Origin of the sequence: Rhizobium sp. S96, assembly GCF_030382195.1 — a bacterium.
Taxonomy (GTDB): Bacteria; Pseudomonadota; Alphaproteobacteria; order Rhizobiales; family Rhizobiaceae; genus Rhizobium.
This window is the reverse complement of the sequence record NZ_JAUDRY010000008.1, coordinates 83,795-104,653: the sequence shown is the minus strand read 5'-3', so window position 1 is coordinate 104,653 and position 20,859 is coordinate 83,795. Positions and strand designations below refer to the sequence as shown.

General features: G+C 61.8%; 14 protein-coding genes. 5 read left to right on the top strand and 9 right to left on the bottom strand.

Features of this window, described 5'->3' with window-relative positions:
• Positions 1-104: 104 nt before the first annotated feature.
• Positions 105-1,541 (bottom strand): DUF1254 domain-containing protein, encoded by a 1,437-nt coding sequence (locus tag QTL94_RS10280; protein ID WP_289801455.1) that lies wholly within the window; start codon positions 1,539-1,541, stop codon positions 105-107.
• 426 nt (positions 1,542-1,967) lie between these two features.
• On the opposite strand from QTL94_RS10280, the gene QTL94_RS10275 reads away from it, so the two are divergent.
• From QTL94_RS10275 to QTL94_RS10255, 5 genes are all read left to right on the top strand, one after another.
• Complete coding sequence (locus QTL94_RS10275; protein ID WP_016557052.1) at positions 1,968-3,221, top strand: sarcosine oxidase subunit beta family protein; 1,254 nt, start codon at positions 1,968-1,970, stop codon at positions 3,219-3,221.
• Between the two features lie 12 nt (positions 3,222-3,233).
• Positions 3,234-3,575 (top strand): sarcosine oxidase subunit delta, encoded by a 342-nt coding sequence (locus QTL94_RS10270; protein ID WP_289801454.1) that lies wholly within the window; start codon positions 3,234-3,236, stop codon positions 3,573-3,575.
• Positions 3,572-6,565: a sarcosine oxidase subunit alpha gene (locus tag QTL94_RS10265; protein ID WP_289801453.1), complete on the top strand. Its 2,994-nt coding sequence runs from the start codon at positions 3,572-3,574 to the stop codon at positions 6,563-6,565. The genes QTL94_RS10270 and QTL94_RS10265 overlap by 4 nt, the downstream gene beginning before the upstream one ends.
• On the top strand, positions 6,558-7,106 hold the full coding sequence (locus tag QTL94_RS10260; RefSeq protein ID WP_289801452.1) for a sarcosine oxidase subunit gamma: 549 nt from the start codon (positions 6,558-6,560) through the stop codon (positions 7,104-7,106). Before QTL94_RS10265 ends, QTL94_RS10260 begins: the two co-directional genes overlap by 8 nt.
• A gap of 147 nt (positions 7,107-7,253) precedes the next feature.
• The gene (locus QTL94_RS10255; protein ID WP_289801451.1) at positions 7,254-7,649 is read left to right on the top strand and encodes a VOC family protein; all 396 of its coding nucleotides are present in this window, start codon (positions 7,254-7,256) and stop codon (positions 7,647-7,649) included.
• On the opposite strand, the gene QTL94_RS10250 is transcribed toward QTL94_RS10255, so the two are convergent.
• The 8 genes from QTL94_RS10250 to QTL94_RS10215 form a co-directional block, all read right to left on the bottom strand.
• Complete coding sequence (locus QTL94_RS10250; RefSeq protein WP_065694755.1) at positions 7,650-8,135, bottom strand: MaoC family dehydratase; 486 nt, start codon at positions 8,133-8,135, stop codon at positions 7,650-7,652.
• Between the two features lie 88 nt (positions 8,136-8,223).
• On the bottom strand, positions 8,224-10,197 hold the full coding sequence (gene glgX / locus QTL94_RS10245) for a glycogen debranching protein GlgX (RefSeq protein WP_289801450.1): 1,974 nt from the start codon (positions 10,195-10,197) through the stop codon (positions 8,224-8,226).
• A gap of 10 nt (positions 10,198-10,207) precedes the next feature.
• Positions 10,208-11,839 carry an alpha-D-glucose phosphate-specific phosphoglucomutase gene (locus tag QTL94_RS10240; protein ID WP_113524033.1) on the bottom strand — a complete coding sequence of 544 codons (1,632 nt, stop codon included), beginning with the start codon at positions 11,837-11,839 and terminating at the stop codon, positions 10,208-10,210.
• A gap of 6 nt (positions 11,840-11,845) precedes the next feature.
• Entirely contained in the window at positions 11,846-13,288 is a 1,443-nt protein-coding gene (gene glgA / locus QTL94_RS10235) for a glycogen synthase GlgA (protein ID WP_289801449.1), read from the bottom strand.
• Positions 13,289-13,291: 3 nt separating this feature from the next.
• Positions 13,292-14,554, bottom strand: a complete 1,263-nt coding sequence (gene glgC / locus QTL94_RS10230) for a glucose-1-phosphate adenylyltransferase (protein ID WP_113524035.1) — start codon at positions 14,552-14,554, stop codon at positions 13,292-13,294.
• Positions 14,555-14,574: 20 nt separating this feature from the next.
• Positions 14,575-16,782, bottom strand: a complete 2,208-nt coding sequence (glgB, locus tag QTL94_RS10225; protein WP_289801448.1) for a 1,4-alpha-glucan branching protein GlgB — start codon at positions 16,780-16,782, stop codon at positions 14,575-14,577.
• Positions 16,779-19,241: a glycogen/starch/alpha-glucan phosphorylase gene (locus QTL94_RS10220; protein WP_065694761.1), complete on the bottom strand. Its 2,463-nt coding sequence runs from the start codon at positions 19,239-19,241 to the stop codon at positions 16,779-16,781. The genes glgB and QTL94_RS10220 overlap by 4 nt, the downstream gene beginning before the upstream one ends.
• A gap of 275 nt (positions 19,242-19,516) precedes the next feature.
• The gene (locus QTL94_RS10215; RefSeq protein WP_502944117.1) at positions 19,517-20,782 is read right to left on the bottom strand and encodes a vWA domain-containing protein; all 1,266 of its coding nucleotides are present in this window, start codon (positions 20,780-20,782) and stop codon (positions 19,517-19,519) included.
• Between the last annotated feature and the right edge of the window lie 77 nt (positions 20,783-20,859).

Below are 20,859 nucleotides of genomic sequence, written 5' to 3'. Positions count from 1 at the left end.
TTAGCCTCGCGCGCAGTGCGCGTGGCTTTTCTGTTGAAGAATCAAACCGACCCTCAGCCTAATGAGCATCTCCGCGGGGATCGCTCGAAGCAGGGTTGAAAGTGCTACTGGGCCGTGACCTGTTGGAGCGCTTGGATCAATTCAATGACCGGTGGGTTCCATTTTCCGGTCAAGGCTTGGCTCTCCGGCCCATACAGGCGCATGGTCAGGTTGAACGGCCCTGCGGGCGCAGGCAGCCAGTTGGCTTCCTTGTCCGCACCCGGGCTCTTGTTCTGGAAATAGAGATCAAGCGACCCGTCCGTATTGTAGACGAAGGGCATCCAGCTACTGACGGCAAAACGGTTCAGGCTGTTGCCCACCTGAAATCCCTCCGGATCGTAGAGCGTGACAGACCAGAATGCCTTTACCGGCGGCAGGTTCGCCTTGTCGAAGTGAAGTTTGTAACTGTTGGCGCCGTTCAGCGGGTTTCCTTTCTCATCGCCGAGGTTGAGTGGGTAGATTGCGTCTTCCGGCAGGTTGGCGCCGAGCCCGAGTTGCGCGACGATTGCCCGTTTCAGGTAGTAATTGCCATAGACGCCCATCGTATCGGTGTTCATCGACCAATTATTGGCCACGCGAGCAAGCGACGGGACTTTCCATTCCATCAGCTTCTGGGCTTCGGCTGGGACATCCTTCAGAGCGGCGGCAATATCAGGCGTTACCTTGCTCTTGTCGAAGCTCTTGCCCGGTTCGAGCCCGATTCGCTTCATCTGGCTGATGATCGGCTGATCGGTGATATGCGGCGGATTGACCTTCAGCACTTCCGCGGCATAGGCAAAGAAATCTTCTGCAGTCATCTCGTCCACGGTCTTCTTCGGTGGGGTTTTCATATCGATGGCAGGATTGATCGTGAGCTTGGCCGGCTCGGCCTTCTTGCCCCACTGCGAGAGGGGGGTAATCGTATATCCGGCCTGGATCTTGTGAACGGCGTCATAGTCGGGCGGTCCGTCCGTTTTCGTGCGGCCGACGATCCAGACATGCGGCGTCGGCGCATCGATCCTTTGTGTTCCGGTGGGAAGGTTCTTGCCCGTCCAGCCTGGGGGAACGACGGCGAAGTCGGCCTTCGCGGTCCCCGTCGTGCGCCAACCCGGCGAAGCGAAAACGTCGCTCCACATATCCAGCATGGGCAGCAGATAGAAGCGGCCATTCGTATCAGGAGCTGAGACGATCATCGGTTCCTTTGTCATGTCAAGCCAGGCAACCGAGTAGAGGGTATCGAAGTTGGGCCGAACGACATCCCTGAAGTCCGCAGTCGGGAATTCGGGCACGTTGATGAACATGTTGGCCGGGCCCCGGCCCATTGTCTTACCGGCTTCGACGTTGGTTGCCTGCGCACGGGTGACGTCCATGGTGACCAGCGGGTAGAGATAGATATAGGCGTCGACGCCGATCGACGCCGCTTCCTCCTTCGTCAGGGCGTCCTCGGCGGCGACGACAGGGCCGCCAAGGCAAGCCCCTGATAAAAGCAGACTAACGGTAAGGGTGATGAAATGCGCTTGCATGGCTAATCCTCCCTGAGACCAGACAGCGGGCAGCGTGCCGTGTCGGCCTGTTTCCTTTGATGTCAGGTCGCACACGGGCTTTTGCCACGTGTGTCGAAATTTGAATTATGAATGCTCCCGTTACTGCAGGCGCGAGACCCTTAACGCGCAAAGGCGCCCATGCAGCGGAAGAATTATGCGCTCAAAAATTGTAAGTGCAAATACTCTAAAATAATAAGGATGGCAGGGTTGTATGCCATCACAGGACCGCTTGGTCTGGCTGTGCACGCTTGGCTGGCTCCAAACAGAACAGCCAAGCTTCTTCATTCTTGCCGAGTGTCAAAACAAAAGCCTGCGGGCGTCGCAAAAGAAACGTTGTGCCGCATTTGGATTTGCGATTTGTATGGCCGACGAGAAGGGATCTTTCCCCCAAGGAGATGAAGGCGGATGCGTAGATACTCGGTTTTTGCCGTGGCACGAGAGGCCCTGAGAGGCCACAAGGGCTGGGACAAGCAATGGACCTCGCCCGAACCGCGCGCCGAATACGACGTCATCATCATCGGTGGCGGCGGGCATGGTCTGGGTGCCGCCTACTATCTTGCCAAGGAGCACGGCATCACCAATGTCGCGGTGCTCGAAAAGGGCTGGCTCGGCGGCGGCAATACCGGTCGTAACACCACCATCATCCGCTCTAACTATCTCTACGAAGAGAGCATGCACATCTACGAGCATTCGATGAAGCTCTGGGAGAACCTCTCGCAGGATCTCAACTACAATGTCATGTACTCTCCGCGCGGCGTCATGATGCTGTCGCACAATGTGCACGATCAGCAGTCCTTCAAGCGCCATATCCATGCCAACCGTCTCTACGGCATCGACAATGAATGGCTGACGCCGGAGCAGGCCAAGGCCTATTGTCCGCCGCTCGATATCTCCGCCAGCGCCCGCTATCCGATCAACGGTGCGGCCCTCCAGCGTCGCGGTGGCACGGCGCGTCACGATGCGGTTGCCTGGGGCTATGCGCGTGCGGCGTCCGATCGTGGCGTCCACATCATCCAGAATTGCGAAGTGACCGGCATCCGCCGCGGCCCCGACGGTCGCGTCACCGGCGTCGAGACGTCACGCGGTTTCATCGGCGCCAAGAAGGTCGGAGTTTCGGCAGCCGGCCACACGACCACGGTCATGAAGATGGCCGATGTGCGCGTGCCGCTGCAATCGAGCCCGCTGCAGGCGCTGGTATCGGAACCCTTGAAGCCGATCTTCCCCTGCGTGGTCATGTCCAACACGGTGCATGCCTATATCTCGCAGTCCGACAAGGGCGAGCTCGTCATCGGCGCTGGCACCGACCAATACAATTCCTACAGCCAGACCGGCGGCCTGCAGATCATCACGCATACGCTCGATGCCATCTGCGAACTCTTCCCGATGTTCCGCCGCGTCAAGATGATGCGCCAGTGGGGCGGTATCGTCGACAACACGCCGGATCGTTCGGCCATCCAGTCGAAGACGCCGGTTCCGGGGCTCTACGTCAACTGCGGCTGGGGCACCGGCGGCTTCAAGGCGACGCCGGGCTCGGCCAATCTCTTCGCGCACCTCATTGCCCGCGACGAGGCGCACAAGTTCAATGCCGGCCTGACGCTGGACCGCTTCCGCACCGGCCGTCTGATCGACGAAGCCGCCGCCGCAGCCGTCGCGCACTGACACGAGGACATCATGCTTCTTATCTATTGCCCATACTGTCAGGAAGAGCGCTCCGAGCTCGAATTTCGCGGTGCCGGCGATGCGCATATCGCCCGCCCGACCAATATCGCCGACATCTCCGACGAACAGTTCGAGGAGTTCTTCTTCCTGCGCGACAACCCCAAGGGGCTGATCTTCGAGCGCTGGCGCCACCAGCACGGATGCGGTCGCTTCTTCAACGCGGCGCGCGACACGATCAGCGACAAGTTCATCATGACGTACAAGGCCGGCGAGCCGAAGCCCGATATCGGTGCTGCGGCTGTGCCCCATGCTCCCGTCGAGACCTATGAGCAGCTCGAAGGAGAAGCGAAATGAGCGCGACGAACCGTATCGCCGGCAAAGGCCGCCTGACGCCCGCCAAGACCGCGCGCTTCACCTTCGACGGCAAGACCTATACCGCGCTCGAGGGCGACACCGTCGCCTCGGCGCTGATTGCCAACAACATCCATCTGGTGGGTCGCTCGTTCAAGTATCACCGCCCGCGCGGCATTCTGTCGGCCGGCGCCGAGGAGCCGAACGCGCTGATCGACGTGTCGCGTGACGCCGCCCGCAAGCAGCCGAACGTGCGCGCCACGGTGCAGGAAGTGTTCGACGGCATGATCGTCGAATCGCAGAACCGCTTTCCGTCGCTTTCCTTCGATATCGGCGGCATCAACAACCTGCTCTCGCCCTTCTTCGCGGCCGGCTTCTACTACAAGACCTTCATGTGGCCGAAGGCCGCCTGGAAGAGCCTCTACGAGCCGATCATCCGCCGCGCTGCGGGCCTCGGTGTCGCGCCGAAGGAAGCCGATCCGGATCACTATGCCGGCCGTTACGCGCATTGCGACGTGCTTGTCGTCGGTGCCGGCGTGGCCGGTCTTTCGGCGGCATTGGCTGCGGCGCAGACCGGCGCCAAGGTCATCCTCTGCGACGAGCAGGCCGATGTCGGCGGCGCGCTGCGCTACGATAGCGGTGTGACGATCGACGGCCTTTCCGGCTACGAGTGGGCGCAGAAGACGGTTGCGGCTCTGAAGGCGATGGAGAATGTGCAGGTTCTGACCCGCACCACCGCGTTCGGCTATTACAACCACAATTTCGTCGGCCTTGCCGAGCGCGTGACCGACCATGTCGCCAACCCCAGCCGCCACCTGCCGCGCGAGCGTCTGTGGCAGTTGCGCGCCAAGCGCGTCATCCTCGCCAATGGCGCCATCGAGCGCCACATGGTGTTCCCGAACAACGACCGTCCGGGCATCATGCTGGCATCGGCCGCGCGCATGTATCTAAACCAGTACGGCGTTGCCGTCGGCCAGAAGGTCGGCGTCTACACCGCGCACGACTCCGCCTATGAGGCGGCCTTCGACCTGAAGCGCGCGGGCGTCGAGATCGCGGCGATCGTGGATTGCAGGCAGACGCCGGGTGCTGATGTTCTGGCCGAGGCCCGTTCGCTCGGCATCGATGTTCTCTCTGGCCAGTCGGTCGTCAACACATCCGGCAAGTTGCGCATTTCGTCGATGACGGTTGCCCGCAACGGTGGCGGCTCGCCTCGCAAGATCGCGGTCGATGCGCTGCTCGTTTCGGCGGGCTGGACGCCTTCGGTGCACCTGTTCTCGCAGTCTCGCGGCAAGGTGAAGTTCGAGCCAGAGACGCAGCGCTTCCTGCCCGGCACCTATGCCCAGGATTGCCTCTCCGTCGGCGCCTGCAACGGCACCGACGATCTGCAGCGCACCATCGAGGAATCGCTGGCGGCGGGCGAACTGATGGCGCAGGCTGCCGGCAAGACGGCGGCGGGCAAGATCAGCATCTCGGCCGAGCAGGCGCATCAGTGGACCGGCGGGATGATCGGTGCGGCCGAAGGGGCGGGTCCGGAGACCAGCGCCAAGGCTTTCATCGATTTCCAGCACGACGTCTGCGCCAAGGATATCCGCCTTGCCGTGCGCGAGGGGATGCACTCGATCGAGCACATCAAGCGCTTCACCACCAACGGCATGGCGTCCGACCAGGGCAAGCTATCCAACATGCACGGCTTGGCGATTGCCGCCGAGATGCTGGGCAAGGAGATCCCGCAGGTCGGTCTCACCACCTTCCGCGCACCTTATACGCCTGTCACCTACGGCACGCTGATCGCGCATTCGCGCGGCGAGCTGTTCGACCCGACGCGCAAGACGCCGCTGCACCAGTGGGAAGAAGCCCAGGGTGCGGTGTTCGAGGATGTCGGAAACTGGAAGCGTGCGTGGTTTTATCCGCGCGCCGGCGAAACCATGCACCAGGCGGTCGCGCGCGAATGCAAGACGGCGCGTGATGTGGCCGGCGTGTTCGATGCCTCGACGCTCGGCAAGATCGAGGTCGTCGGCCCTGACGCCGCCGAGTTCATGAACCTGATGTATACCAACGCCTGGGACACGCTGAAGCCTGGCAAGTGCCGCTACGGCATCATGACCCGCGACGATGGCTTCGTTTATGACGATGGCGTCGTCGGGCGCCTGGCTGACGATCGCTTCCACGTGACGACGACGACGGGCGGCGCGCCGCGCGTGTTGAACCACATGGAAGACTATCTGCAGACCGAATTCCCGCATCTGAAGGTGTGGCTGACGTCTGTGACCGAGCAGTGGGCGGTCATCGCCGTGCAGGGTCCGAAGGCGCGCGAGATCATCGCGCCGCTGGTAGACGGTGTCGACATCTCCAACGAGGCCTTCCCGCATATGAGCGTTGCCGAGTGCACGGTCATGGGCGTTCCGGCCCGTCTCTTCCGCGTGTCGTTCACCGGCGAAAGCGGCTTCGAAATCAACGTGCCGGCCGATTACGGCCAGTCGGTTCTCGAAGCCGTCTGGGCCAATGCCGAGCCGCTCGGCGCCTGCGTCTACGGCACCGAGACGATGCACGTTCTTCGCGCCGAAAAGGGCTACATCATCGTCGGCCAGGACACGGATGGTACCGTCACCCCTGACGATGCCGGCCTCAACTGGGCGGTATCGAAGAAGAAGACCGACTTCGTCGGCATTCGCGGCCTGAAGCGGCCGGATCTCGTCAAGGAAGGCCGCAAGCAGCTGGTCGGCCTCGTCACCAAGGATCCGATGCTGGTGCTCGAAGAGGGCGCGCAGATCGTCGCCAACCCGAACGAGCCGAAGCCGATGACGATGCTCGGCCACGTCACCTCGTCCTATTGGTCGGAAAATCTTGGGAAGTCGATCGCGTTCGCGCTGGTCGCCGGTGGCCGCAAGCGCATGGGCGAGACGCTCTACGTGCCGATGCCCGACAAGACGATCGCGGTCGAGGTGACGGATATGGTGTTCTTTGACAAGGAAGGAGGCCGCATCAATGGCTGATACGGCAGTTCGCACATCCGTTCTCACGGGCAAGCAGGGCGGCTCGGCCAGCGTACGGCTGACGGCGGCGCCCAATGCCACACGCGTGGCGCTTCGCGCACCGGCCGAGTCGCTCAAGGCGCTTTCCTCTGCGCTTGGCGTGACCGTGCCCAACGCACCGAAGACCTCTGGCCGCAAGGGCGGCCGCGCCGCCCTCTGGCTCGGCCCGGACGAATGGCTCGTCATCGACGAGAGCGGTGCAGACCTGATGAGCGCTCTCGCGAAGGCGGAAGTGCTTCATTCGGCAACCGACGTCTCACACCGCAACGTCGCGATCATCGTCTCCGGCCCGGGTGCCGAGACCACAATCTCCACCGGCTGCCCGCAGGACCTGTCGCTCGAGGCATTCCCCGTCGGCGCCTGCTCGCGCACGCTGTTCGGCAAGGCCGAGATCGTGCTCTTCCGCACGGAAGACGATACGTTCCGTGTCGAATGCTGGCGTTCGTTTGCGGATTTCGTGTTCGGCCTGCTGGCCGAGGGTGCCGAAGACGCGGCGCACTAAACGCTGGTGATCTGTAGTTTGTGATCGGGGACGGTGCTGTCGGTGCCGTCCCCGATTGTCTTTGCGTTGCGGGATCGCCGCGACTGATGCATCATCCACCCGCGGCGTTCGCTCCTTATTGGAGCTCTACAGGGCGGGGTGTCTTCCATGATGCTGCATCACGTTTCCATTGTCGTTACGGATCTCGGCCGGTCGGTCGCCTTTTATCGCGATGTTTTCGGCCTCGAGCAGATCGCGAGGCCGGCGTTCAGTTCTATCGGAGCATGGTTTGCCTGCGGGGCGCTGCAGGTTCACATGATCGTCAATCCGGCGGGAACCTTCCGGCGTGACGCGACCATCGACACCACCGACGGACATTTCGCGTTCCGCACGGATGACTTCGAGGGGTGTATTCAGGGGCTGATTGCCAAGGGCTTTCGCGAGGATGCGCCGGAGGGGGATCCCTGGCGACTGCGTCTCAGACGCGACGGGCCGGCGGGGTTTCCGCAAGCCTATCTGCTCGATCCCGATCGCAACATCGTCGAAATCAACGGGGCGCCGTAATCAGGCGTTGTGTGGCCGGTCCTTCGGATCGAACTGGATGATCGTGATCCATTTGGCGGTGAGTGCCGCTTTTCGCTCGTTTTCGATCTCGATCGTCACGTCATAGCTGGTCATCAGCATGCCGGCGCCGCGAAAGCGCGCTTCGGACAGAACGAAATGGCCGCGGATGCGGGAACCAACCTTCACCGGCGAGAGAAAGCGGATGTTCTCGAAGCCGTAGTTGATGCCCATCGTCTGCTCGCGGATTCTCGGCAGGCAGTTGTAGTTCATCGTCGAAAGCAGCGAGAGAGTCAGGAAGCCATGGGCGATGGTCCCGCCGAACGGGCTTTCGGCCGCGCGCACCGGATCGACGTGGATGTACTGGTGATCGTCCGTCGCATGGGCGAAAGCGTCGATCATCGTCTGGTCGACAAGAATCCAGTCCGAGAGGCCGGTTTCGGTGCCGACCAGTTCCCTTACGTCTGCAAGCGAGATTTCCTTGACCATTGATTCCCCGTGAGAAAGCTGCGACCAACAGCCTTACGACTGGTTTGTGACGATTGCGATAAGGATTTTGATATCTGGACGGTGAGGCTCAATTTTCCAGATAGAATGAAACTGAACGTGGCGGGACGGTGGTTTGCGCTGCTGCTTTCTTCTCTCCTGTCGCCGTCAGCTGGCGCCAGGCAGCGGGGCGCGGCCCCGGCAGAGAGAAGGTTTGTGCAACCTCGGATCGATTGAAGAGGACGGCGATCCGCACCGTCTTTCGGCTGCTGTTGTCTGTCGTCGAAAGGATCATGCCCAGCGTCGCGAAATCAGGCGTTTCCCAATCGGAAACGGTCATCGGCTGGCCCGACGGCACGATCCAGGCGACATCGCCGTCGCCGGAAAGAAACGTCGCCTGCGAAAACACGCTGAAACGCTTGCGGAGTGCGGAGACAAAGGCGGTGTGGGCGATCAGCTCATCGTCGAGCGCCGACCAGTCGACCCAGGTTATCTCGTTGTCCTGGCAATAGGCATTGTTGTTGCCGCGCTGCGAGCGGCCACCTTCATCGCCGGCCGTTAACATGACGCTGCCGCGGGTGACGAAGAGCGTGGAAAGCAGCGCCTTCACGTCGTCTCGGCGCCTGGCGATGATATCGGGATAGCGGGTGTCGCCCTCGACGCCATTGTTCCACGAGTGGTTCTCGTTGTGACCGTCCCGGTTTTCCTCGCCGTTCGCCTCGTTGTGCTTGCCGCTATAGGAAACGAGGTCCTTCAGCGTGAAGCCGTCGTGGGCGGCAAGGAAGTTGACACTGCGCGTCGCAGCGCCGCCGTTGCGCGAAAAGATATCGGAGGAGCCTGCCAGTGCTGTGGCCAGCGATCCCGTCTTGTAGGCGTCGCCGCGCCAGTAGCAGCGAAGGTCATCGCGGACGCGGTCGTTCCACTCGAGGAAAGGCGGCGGGAAGTTGCCGAGCTGGTAGCCCCCGGGGCCGATGTCCCATGGTTCGGCAATCATGACCCGGTCGGCAAGAACATCGTCGGCGAGAATGGCGGTCAGCGTCTCGCCATGGCCCTCAAAACCGTTGGCAGTACGGCCGAGAACCGGCGCGAGGTCAAAGCGGAATCCGTCAATGCCGGCGCCGAGCACGAAATGGCGCAGGCTGTCGATGATCAGCTGCCTGATGTAGGGATGGTCGCAGGCGACGGTGTTGCCGGTGCCGGTGTCGTTGATCAGTTCGCCCGGGCGATGCTGGGCATGGCGATAGAAGCACAGATTGTCGAGACCGCGCAGCGATAGCGTGCTGCCGTACCGGTCGCTTTCGCCGGTGTGGTTGAACACAAGGTCGAGGATCACGCCGATGCCCTCAGCGTGAAGCTTGGCAACGGTGTCGCGCAGTTCCGCCATGCCGCCCGGCACGAGGCGTGGATCAAGCGCCATGAACGCGATGGGGTTGTAACCCCAGCCGTTGTGCAGAGCGAGCGGCGGCAGGTGCCGTTCGTCGATCCATGCGGTGATCGGCATCAGCTCGATGGCATCGACGCCTATGCGCTTGAGATGGCTGACGACGGCGGGATGCGCCAGTGCCGAGACGGTGCCGCGCTGAGCCTCCGGCACATCAGGATGGAGCATGGTGAAGGGGCGGACCGCGACTTCGTAGATGAAGCCGCCGGGCTTGAAGAGCGGTTTCTGTGGCGTGACAGGCGTATCGCGGGTGACAATCGCCTTCGGCACGAGATGCCGCGTCTCCTCACCGAAGACACCGAGTAGGGGATCATACCGGAATGGCCGGTCGAGTTCCTTTGCATAGGGGTCGACCAGGAGCTTCGCAGGATCGAACCAGAGGCCGTTGTCGGGGGCGTAGATCCCCTCGGCGCGGTAGCCGTAGCGAGCGCCCTGTTTCAGGCCGTCGACGAAGAGGCGGTGGACATGATCGTCATCACGCGCCATCGGCAGGCGCGTGAATTCCTTGTCGTCGTCATCGAAGAGGCAAAGCTCGATCTGTCCTGCGTGGTGTGACCAGACGGCAAAATCGACGCCGGTCTCGAAGATCACCGCTCCGCCTTGCCCCGATTGTTTTGCCGCCATGGTGCTCCGGTCAGGTTATGACGGAAGGGGCATCGCGCCCCGTGCGGCTGCGAATATCGGCGATGGCCTCGGCCGCGACGATCAGATCGGCAAGCGCTTCCTGTGTCTCGATGTTGTGAAGGGTCGAATCCGGTTCGTAGCGCTCGATGTAGACGCGCAGCGTCGCACCCGAGGTGCCGGTACCGGACAGGCGGAAGACAACACGGGAGCCGCCTTCGAACATGACGCGGATGCCCTGATGCTCGCTGACCGACTTGTCGACCGGATCGTGGTAGGCGAAATCGTCCGCCTTCTCGACCTTCAGCGGTCCGAAGGTCTTGCCGGGCAGGCTCGCCAGCTGGTCGCGCAGGTTGGCGATCAGGCCGTTTGCGGCGTCCGTGTCCACGCCTTCGTAGTCGTGACGCGAATAGTAGTTGCGGCCGTAGGTCTGCCAATGCTGGGTGACGATGTCCTGAACGCTCTCGCCGCGCACCGCCAGGATGTTCAGCCACATCAGAACCGCCCAGAGGCCGTCCTTTTCGCGCACGTGGTTGGAGCCGGTGCCGGCGCTTTCCTCGCCACAGATCGTTGCCATGTTGGCGTCGAGCAGGTTGCCGAAGAACTTCCAGCCGGTGGGCGTCTCGTACATGCCGATGTTGCGCTTCTCGGCGACGCGATCGGCGGCACCCGAGGTCGGCATGGAGCGGGCGATGCCGGTCAGACCGCCGGAGTAGCCCGGCGCCAGGTGTGCGTTGGCGGCGATGATTGCCAGGCTGTCGGATGGCGTGACGAAGATCCCGCGACCGATGATGAGGTTACGGTCGCCGTCGCCGTCTGACGCTGCGCCGAAATCGGGCGCGTCGTCGCCCATCATCTCGTCGTAGAGTTCCTTGCAGTGAACGGGGTTCGGATCCGGATGGTGGCCGCCGAAATCGGGCAACGGCATGAAGTTGCGGACCGAGCCGGACGGGGCGCCGAGGCGGTTTTCAAAGATTTCCTTGGCGTAGGGGCCGGTGACGGCGCTCATGGCATCGAACGCGATGCGGAAACCGAGACTAACAAGATTGCGGATCGCCGTGAAGTCGAACAACTCTTCCATCAGAGCCGTATAGTCTTCGACCGAGTCGAGAACCGCAAGCATCATGCCGCCCGGCAGTTCGTCCTTGCCGATGCGGTCAAGGTTGACGTCGGGGAAGTCGGCGATCTTGTAGCTGTCGATCACCTTGGTGCGCGCATAGATCGCGTCGGTGATCTTTTCCGGTGCAGGGCCGCCATTGCTGATGTTGTACTTGATGCCGAAGTCTTCGGTCGGGCCGCCGGGATTATGGCTGGCCGAGAGAATGATGCCGCCGAAGGCCTTGTACTTGCGGATGACGTGGGACGCCGCCGGCGTCGACAGGATGCCGCCCTTGCCGACGATCACCTTGCCGAAGCCATTGGCCGCGGCCATCTTGATCGCCTTCTGGATGACTTCCTTGTTGTAGTAGCGCCCGTCGCCGCCGATGACGAGGCACTTGCCCTGGTAGCCTTCCAGCGAATCGAAGATCGACTGGATGAAGTTCTCGGCGTAATTCGGCTGCTGGAATACGGGAACTTTCTTGCGAAGGCCCGAGGTTCCGGGCTTCTGATCCTGGTAAGGCGTGGTGGGTACGGATTTATTCATTTTCTGTCACTTGCCTTTCGGGGCGAGGCTTGAATAGAGGGCAGCATAGCGCTCGGCGCTCTTCTCCCACGAAACATCCGATTTCATGCCCTGCTTTTGCAATTGGGTCCAGACTTTTTGATCGGTGTAGAGATGTAGCGCGCGCCGGATAGCCTGCAACAGACTTGCTGCAGTCACTGGAGCAAATTGTATCCCGGTTGCCACTTTGGCCGCAAGAGCAGCGTGATTGGCATCGATGACGGTGTCTGCGAGGCCGCCCGTATGTGCCACGATGGGAACGCAACCATAGCGCAGCCCGTAAAGCTGCGTCAGGCCGCAAGGCTCGAAGCGGGAGGGGATGATGATCGCATCGCTGCCGGCCTGCATCAGGTGCGACATCGGTTCGTTGTAGCCGATGGAGACGCCGATTCGGCCGGGATGGCGGGCGGCGGCGGCGAGCAGCGAACCTTCGAGCGCCGGGTCGCCGGAGCCGAGGATCGCGAGCTTGCCGCCCATCGCGACGATCTCGTCGGCGGTGGCCGCGATCAGATCCATCCCCTTCTGCCAGGTCAGGCGGCTGATGATGCAGAAGATCGGGGCGTTGTCGTCGTGCAGGCCGAAGAACTCGGAAATCGCCAGACGATTGGCGGCGCGGTTCTTGAGCGTTGCCCCGGTGTAGTGGGTGTGGACGACAGGATCGGTTGCCGGGTTCCACACGTCGGCGTCGATGCCGTTGACGATGCCGTGCAGCGCATCGATGCGGCTTGCGATGACGCCCTCAAGCCCCATGCCGAACTCCGGGGTCAGGATCTCGCCTGCATAGGAAGGGCTGACGGTGGTGATGGCGTGGGCGGTCTTGAGGCCACCCTTGAGGAAGCCGATATGCCCATAATACTCGATCGCATCGACCGAGAAGGCCTGCGGCGGCAAACGCAGCCCGGAGAAGATTTCGGCGCCGAACTGGCCCTGGAAGGCAATGTTGTGGATGGTCATGACGCTCGGCAGCTCCGGCGTCGGGTAGTAGCGCATGTAGACGGGAGTCATGGCGGCCTGCCAGTCGTGCGCATGCACGATGTCGGGGCGCCATCCGGGCATCAGGCCGGCGGCGATTTCGGCGCCGGCCAGCGACAGGGCCGCGAAGCGCCGCCAATTGTCGGTATAATCCCGTCCGGTCGGATCGAGATAGGGGCCACCGGATCTGTCGTAGTAGGCGGGGGCATCGAGCACGAGGATATCCAGACCCTCGTGCCGGATTTCCAGCACCGTCGCGGGCTCACCCAGGAGGTCATCGAACTGCAATCTGACGACCGGGTCGCGAATGGCCTTCATAACGGCGGGGTAGCCGGGCATGAGGGTCTTCATCTCGACGCCAAACGGCTTCAGCGCAATCGGTAGGGCGCCGGCCACGTCGGCCAGCCCTCCTGTCTTGACCAGTGGGAAGACTTCGGACGAAACCGAAAGAACTTTCATCTGTCACATATCCAGCTTGTCGATCATTGGCTGCGTGATGAGGCAAATGCCGCCTTCGCTTCGGCGGAAACGCTTCGCATCGAGCTCCGGATCCTCGCCGACGATCAGCCCTTCGGGGATGATGACGCCGTGGTCGATCACCACGTTGCGGAGCTGCGCGTGCCGGCCGATCTTGACGCTCGGCAGCACGACGGCGCCTTCCAGCTTGGAGTAGGAGTTGGCGCGCACGCCGGTGAACAGAAGGCTGTTGTTCAGCGTCGCGCCTGAAATGATGCAGTCGCCGGCGACGACGGAAGAGGTTGCCGAGCCACGGCGATTTTCGTCGTCATGGACGAACTTCGCCGGCGGTGAAATCTCAGCATAGGTCCAGATCGGCCAGGACTTGTCGTAGATGTCGAGCTCCGGGACGATTGCCGTGAGGTCGATGTTTGCCTGCCAGTAGGCATCGATCGTTCCGACGTCACGCCAGTAGGGTTCATGCTCGAAGTCGGAGCGGACGCAGGAATTGGCGAAGCGATGGGCGATCGCCTTACCGTTCTTGACGATATAGGGGATGATGTCCTTGCCGAAATCCTTGCTCGAGTTCGGGTCGGCCGCATCGCGACGCAATGCCTCGATCAGGAACTTGGTGTGGAAGACGTAGATGCCCATTGAGGCCAGCGCAAAGTCCGGCTTGTCGGGCATGCCGGGCGGGTTGGCGGGCTTTTCGATGAAGTCGATGATCCGGTCGTTCTGGTCGACGTGCATGACGCCGAAGCCGACGGCCTCCATGCGCGGCACTTCCAGGCAGCCGATGGTCACGTCAGCGCCGGAATCGACATGCTGCTGCAGCATGTACTCGTAGTCCATCTTGTAGATGTGGTCGCCGGCGAGGATGACCATGTATTCCGGGCCGTAAGGCTCGATGATATCGATGTTCTGATAGACCGCGTCGGCGGTGCCTTCGTACCACTGCGTTTCCGAGACGCGCTGCGAGGCCGGCAGAATGTCAAAGCTCTCGTTTCGCTCGGGGCGGAAGAAGTTCCAGCCGCGCTGCATGTGGCGGATCAGCGAGTGAGCCTTGTACTGGGTGGCGACGCCGATGCGGCGGATGCCTGAATTGAGCGCGTTGGAGAGCGCGAAATCGATGATGCGCGACTTGCCTCCGAAATAGACCGCGGGCTTGGCACGGCGGTCGGTGAGTTCCTTCAGGCGGCTTCCCCGGCCGCCGGCGAGAACATAGGCCATTGCATCGCGGGCAAGTGGCTGAATGCGTTTTTCTACCATTTTTATCCTCCCACCAGTCTTCAAGTCTCAGGTTCAAGCATGATTGTCGCCAGCGGCGGCAAGGTAATCGATGCGGCGATGCTTCCGCCGGCGTTGACCGCCTGTACGCGCCCGCCGTTGCCCTTGCCGCTGCCGCCATAGATATCGGCATCCGTGTTCAGGATCTCGCGCCAGCGGCCCTCGGTGGGCAGCTTCACGGCGTAGTTTTCGCGATAGACGGGCGTCAGGTTTGTGATCACCGCGACCGGCTTCTCCCCCGGCGCCTTGCGCAGCCACGCAAAGACCGAATTTTCATGGTCGTCGGCGATCAGCCATTCGAAGCCATCGCCTTCGCAGTCGCGGGCGTGCAGGGCCGGCTTGCTGCGGTAGGTGAAGTTGAGGTCGCGTACGAGGCGGCGCATGCCCTCATGCATCCTGTACTGCAGCAGGTTCCAGTCGAGCGAGCCTGCTTCGCTCCATTCGCTCCACTGCGCGAATTCCTGCCCCATGAAGAGCAGCTTCTTGCCCGGATAGCCCCACATGAAGGCGTAGTAGGCGCGCAGGTTGGCGAATTTCTGCCAGTCGTCGCCGGGCATCTTGGCGATCAGCGATCCCTTGCCGTGCACGACTTCGTCGTGGGACAGAGGCAGCACGAAGTTTTCCGAATAGGCATAGAGCAGTCCGAAGGTCAGCTCGTTGTGGTGATGCTTGCGATGGATCGGCTCGCGGCTCATGTAGCTCAGCGTGTCGTGCATGAAGCCCATGTTCCACTTGAAGCCGAAGCCAAGCCCGCCTTCATGGACCGGCTGCGAGACCTTCGGCCAGGAGGTCGATTCCTCCGCGATCGTCATCACACCCGGGTGTTCGGAATAGATGCGGGTGTTCATCTGCTGCAGGAAGCGGACGGCCTCGAGATTCTCGTTGCCGCCGTACTCGTTCGGGATCCACTCGCCGTGTTTGCGGGAGTAGTCGAGGTAGAGCATCGAAGCTACGGCATCGACGCGCAGGCCGTCGAGATGGAACTTTTCGGCCCAGTAGAGCGCGTTGTTGACGAGGTAGGACACGACTTCGGTGCGGCCGAAATTGTAGATCGCCGTGTTCCAGTCGGGGTGGAAGCCCTTGCGTGGGTCCTCGTGCTCGTAAAGCGCGGTGCCGTCGAACCAGCCGAGGCCGTGTTCGTCCGTCGGGAAATGCGCCGGCACCCAATCGAGGATGATGCCGATGCCGACCTTGTGGGCGCCGTTGACGAAACGGGCAAAACCCTCCGGCTCGCCGAAGCGGGCGGTGGGTGCATAGAGGCCCGTCGTCTGGTAGCCCCAGGACGGATCATAGGGATGCTCGGTGATCGGCAGGAATTCGATATGGGTAAAGCCCATGTCGACGCAGTAGGGGATCAGCCGCGAGGCGAGCTCATCCCAGGATAGGAACGAACCGTCGTTACGGCGCTGCCAGGAGCCGGCATGCACCTCGTAGATCGAGATCGGCTGGCGGCGCTTGTCGGTCTCGCTCCAGTGCTTGAGGTGGGCTTCGTCTTCCCAGTCCTGCAGCAGTTCGGAGGTGGTGACGGAGGCCGTCTTCGGACGCAGTTCACTGCGCCTGGCAAAGGGATCAGCCTTCAGCGGCAGAAGCACGCCGTTCTGGCCGCGGATCTCGAACTTGTAGGCGACGCCGGTGGGGACGTCGGGCGCGAATATCTCCCAGATGCCGGCGCCAGAGCGGAAGCGCATGACATGGCGGCGGCCATCCCAGTTGTTGAAATCGCCGACGACGGAGACGCGCTGTGCGTTCGGCGCCCAGACAGCGAAATGGATGCCCTGTGCACCCTCGTGCTTGATCCAATGCGCGCCCATCTTGTCGAAGAGGCGCAGGTCGGAGCCTTCGCGGGCGAAATAATCATCCATCGGTCCGAGAACGGGGCCGAAGCTATAGGGGTCGGTGACCGCCCACTCGGCATCGCCACGCTGCGCACGATAGCGCAACGCCTGCTGCTTCGACAAAGTCACGGGGCCTTCGAAGAAGCCGTCCTCATGTTTCCGGGCAAGTTCGCCGATGACGCTGCCATCCAGCGTCATTGCCGTCACTTCTTCCGCGCCGGGAATGAAGCATCGCGCGACATAGCCGTCACCGGACTTGTGGACGCCCAGGACCGCAAAGGGATTTGAATGCGAACCGGCGAGGATTGCCGCTATCTCGTCTGCCGAAATGTCCCGGGGAAGCTTGCCTTCAGGAGTGGCTTTCGGCGTTTTCATCCGGCTCTCCAGATTTCCTTGGCATACTGCCGGATCGTGCGATCGGACGAGAACCAGCCCATGCGTGCAGTGTTGCGGATGGTCTTTTCGTACCAGGCCGGCGTATCCGTCCAGATCTGGTCGACCTCGCGCTGGGCCTGGGCATAGGCGTCGAAATCGGCGGCGACCATGAACCAGTCATGGGCATAGATGCCGTCGATCAGCTCGGAATAGCGGTTGCGGTCATCCGGAGAGAAGACGCCGGAGCCGATGGCCGAGAGCGCCTGCGACAGCTCGTGCGAGGCCTCGATGATGGCGCGCGGATTGTGGCCGTCGGTGCGCAGATTGGCGACCTCGTCGGCGCGCAGGCCGAAAATCTTGATGTTGTCCTCGCCGACATTGTCGCGCATTTCGACATTGGCGCCATCGAGCGTGCCGATGGTGAGCGCGCCGTTGAGCCCGAACTTCATGTTGCCGGTGCCCGACGCTTCCATGCCGGCGGTCGAGATCTGTTCGGAAAGATCGGCGGCCGGTACCATGACCTCGGCGAGCGTGACGTTGTAGTTCGGCACGAAGACCACCTTGAGCAGGCCGCGCACGGCCGGGTCGTTGTTGATGGTGCGGGCAACGTCGTTGATCAGCTTGATGATCAGCTTGGCGTTGTGATAGCTCGGCGCCGCCTTGCCGGCGAACAGCTTCACGCGCGGTACCCAGTCGAGCTCGGGACGCGAGCGGATCTGGTCGTAGAGCGCGACCGCCTCGATGACGTTCAGGAGCTGGCGCTTATATTCGTGGATGCGCTTGATCTGGATGTCGAACATCGCCGACGGATCGATCTTCACGCCCATGCGCGATGCAACCAGATTGGCGAGCGCCACCTTGTTGTTCCGCTTGACGGCGGCGAACTTCTCCTGGAAGGCGCTGTCGGTTGCGAATTTGTCGAGCGCACGCAGCTTTTCGGCGTCGTCGAGGAAATCGTCGCCGATCGCCTCGCGGATCAGGCCGGTCAGGCCCGGATTGCACTGCTGCAGCCAGCGGCGCGGGGTGATGCCGTTGGTCTTGTTGTTGATGCGGTCGGGATAGAGCTTGTGCAGGTCGGCGAAGACGGTGACCTTCATCAGGTCGGTGTGGAGCGCCGAGACGCCGTTGATCGAATGCGAGCCGACAAAGGCGAGGTTGCCCATGCGCACGCGGCGGCTGCCGCCTTCCTCGATCAGCGAGATCGAGCGGATTTCGGTGTCGGAGAAGTTCTTGGTCTTGCGGGCCTCGAGCAGAACCTTGGCGTTGATCGCGTAGATGATCTGCATGTGGCGCGGCAGGAGACGCTCGAACAGCGGCACCGGCCAGCTTTCCAGCGCTTCGGGCAGAAGCGTGTGGTTGGTGTAGGCGATGGTGCCGCGGGTGATGTCCCAGGCCTGGTCGAACTCCAGCCCGTGCACGTCGCAGAGCAGGCGCATCAGTTCGGCGATGGAAACGGCCGGATGGGTGTCGTTGAGCTGAATCGCCACCTTGTCCGGCAGCGAGGTGAAATCGTCATATTGCTGAAGGTGGCGGCGCAGGATGTCCTGCAGCGACGCCGATGAGAAGAAGAACTCCTGGCGGAGGCGCAGCTCCTGGCCGGCGGGCGTTGCATCGGCAGGATATAGAACGCGTGTCAGGCTTTCGGCCTTGTTGCTCTCGCGCAGTGCGCCGATATGGTCGCCGGCATTGAAGGCATCGAGCAGGATCGGGTCGATCGGCTGCGCAGACCAGAGGCGCAGCGTGTTGACGCGCTTGCCGCGCCAACCGACGACAGGCGTGTCGAAGGCAGCAGCGATGACGCGCTCGGCGGGCTTCCACACATAACGCGGCTCGCCATCGGCTCCGGTCACGACATCGACGCTGCCGCCAAAGCCGATCTCATAGGCGCTTTCCCGGCGCTCAAATTCCCACGGGTTGCCGTGGGCGAGCCAGCTTTCCGGCAGCTCCACCTGCCAGCCATCGGCCAGCTGCTGGCGGAAGAGGCCGTGGACATAGCGAATGCCGTAGCCATAGGCCGGAACGTCGACGGTTGCCATCGATTCCATGAAGCAGGCGGCGAGGCGTCCAAGGCCACCGTTGCCGAGTGCCGCATCGGGCTCCAGGCCGGCGATGACCGCCACGTCGACGCCGAGCGAGGCCAACGCGTCGCGCACCTCTTCCATCAGGCCGAGGTTCGACACGGCGTCGCGCATCAGGCGGCCGATAAGGAATTCGAGGGATAGATAATAAACGCGCTTGTCGCCGGTGGCGTAAACCTTGCGGGTCGACTCCATCCACTTGTCGATGATCCGGTCGCGGATCACGAGAATGGTGGCCGTCAGCCAGTCATGCGGCTTTGCGACCTTGGCATCCTTGCCGATGCGATAGGTCAAGCGTTCGATGATTTCTTCTGCGAGGATTTCGGGCTTGGAACTGCGGGGCGCGGGGGAGGGAATACTCGGCTTCGCAACGGTGTTCATCGTCAGTCCTCGCCAATTGTTATTGGGTTTCAGTAACTTAAGTCGACTTCAATCGATTAGTCTTACGCACTAAAGACGCAGTTTATGCACCGTTACTACGCAGTTGCAACAAAGGAATTGTGCAAACGAAAAAAATGGCCAAGCCCGGCGAGACTTCGCTGAAAGGACTTGATTTCAATCGGTTTTCCGATTTTGATGCGCGGGATTTGCAAAACAACGAAAAGCCGCTCCGGTTTGTTCCGGAGCGGCTTTTTTGTTGTTCTCGATGGCGCCGGTTAGTTGATCAGGCGCGTCGTCTGGTTGGCTGCCTTCGCGCCGATCTTTTTGAAGGCGCTGAGCAGATCGGCCATGCTTTCGGCTGCGAAATAGTGTGACGCGTCGGTTGCGCAATACTTCAACAGTGCCTGCCCGGTTGCCGGCGCCATGAAGGCGACGGTGTAGATCTCGATGCTGTCGGCCTTGGCCTTGTCGCATGTCGCCTTGGTCAAGGTGTCGTAGGAGCGACCGCCGGAGGAGTCATCGTTGTTGTCACCGTCTGTCATGAAGACGATGTACTTCTTGGGCGTCTGCCCTGTCTTGGCCTGGTGCAGGGCGTTTTCGTTGTCGTTTCCGGCGCTGTTTTTGGCGATCAACGACGTATAGGCCGTGTTCATCGCGCCGCTGGAGTTCGTGCCGTTTGCCGCAGAAAGTGCGTTGACATAGGTTGTTACCGCGCTGGTGCCCCAGGCAAGCTTGCTCGCCGTGTACTCCTTGATATCATAGGAAACGGCGCCGGTGCGGGCATAGATATGCGTGGGATCTGCGGTGTTCAGCTGGGTCGTGAGGCTGCCCACCGCCAGCTTTAGTGCTTCGATCTTGGTGTAGTAGTTTGTTTCCGTTTTCGTGCCAGTGGCCTGCCGTGTTCCCGTACAGGTTTTCGGTTTCTTTTGGGTGCCGCAATCATAGGTATATGTTTCGGTGTAGGTATATTGGGAGGTTTTGGTCGGCTGCTCGGCGTTGACCGTCGAGGTCGGATCCGCCATCGATCCGGATTTGTCGAGCGCCAGGAACATGGAGACAGAGCCCTGCGTTTCGGAATACCCGCTTGCCGTCTGGCTCGATGCGCTGATGGTGGCCGTCTTGAAACCGGCGACCTGTGCCAGGCCGCTCAACGACATGCTGTAGTTCGTTGACACCGAGACGCTGTAGCTCGTCGCGCTGCCCGATGTGGTCTGGGTCGCCGTTGTGGTCGTTGCGTCCTTGAGTGCGGTCGTATCGCCGAGATAGTTTGCCATCTGGCCGCCCACGAAGTCCTTGGCAAAGGCTGCGGCGCCCGTCGTGGTGATCTTCCCGTCGGCGAGAGCCGATGCCGTTGCAAGCGCGGCCGAATCCGCTGCATCCTGCAACTGCCGCTTCGACATCGCCGTGTTGGAGATGTCGACCGCAACGCTTGCGGCGCCGATGGCCACCGGCATGATGATTGCCGTCATCATCGCGAAGTTGCCGCCGCGGTCCTTCAGCAGTCGAGAAATTTCGTCCTTTAGAGAATGCAAGGTGCGCATCATGTTCACCTGAGGGTTTGCCCAAAACGATGATCAAATTTATGCGCCGCATTTATTGAGAACCCTGTTACGCTTTC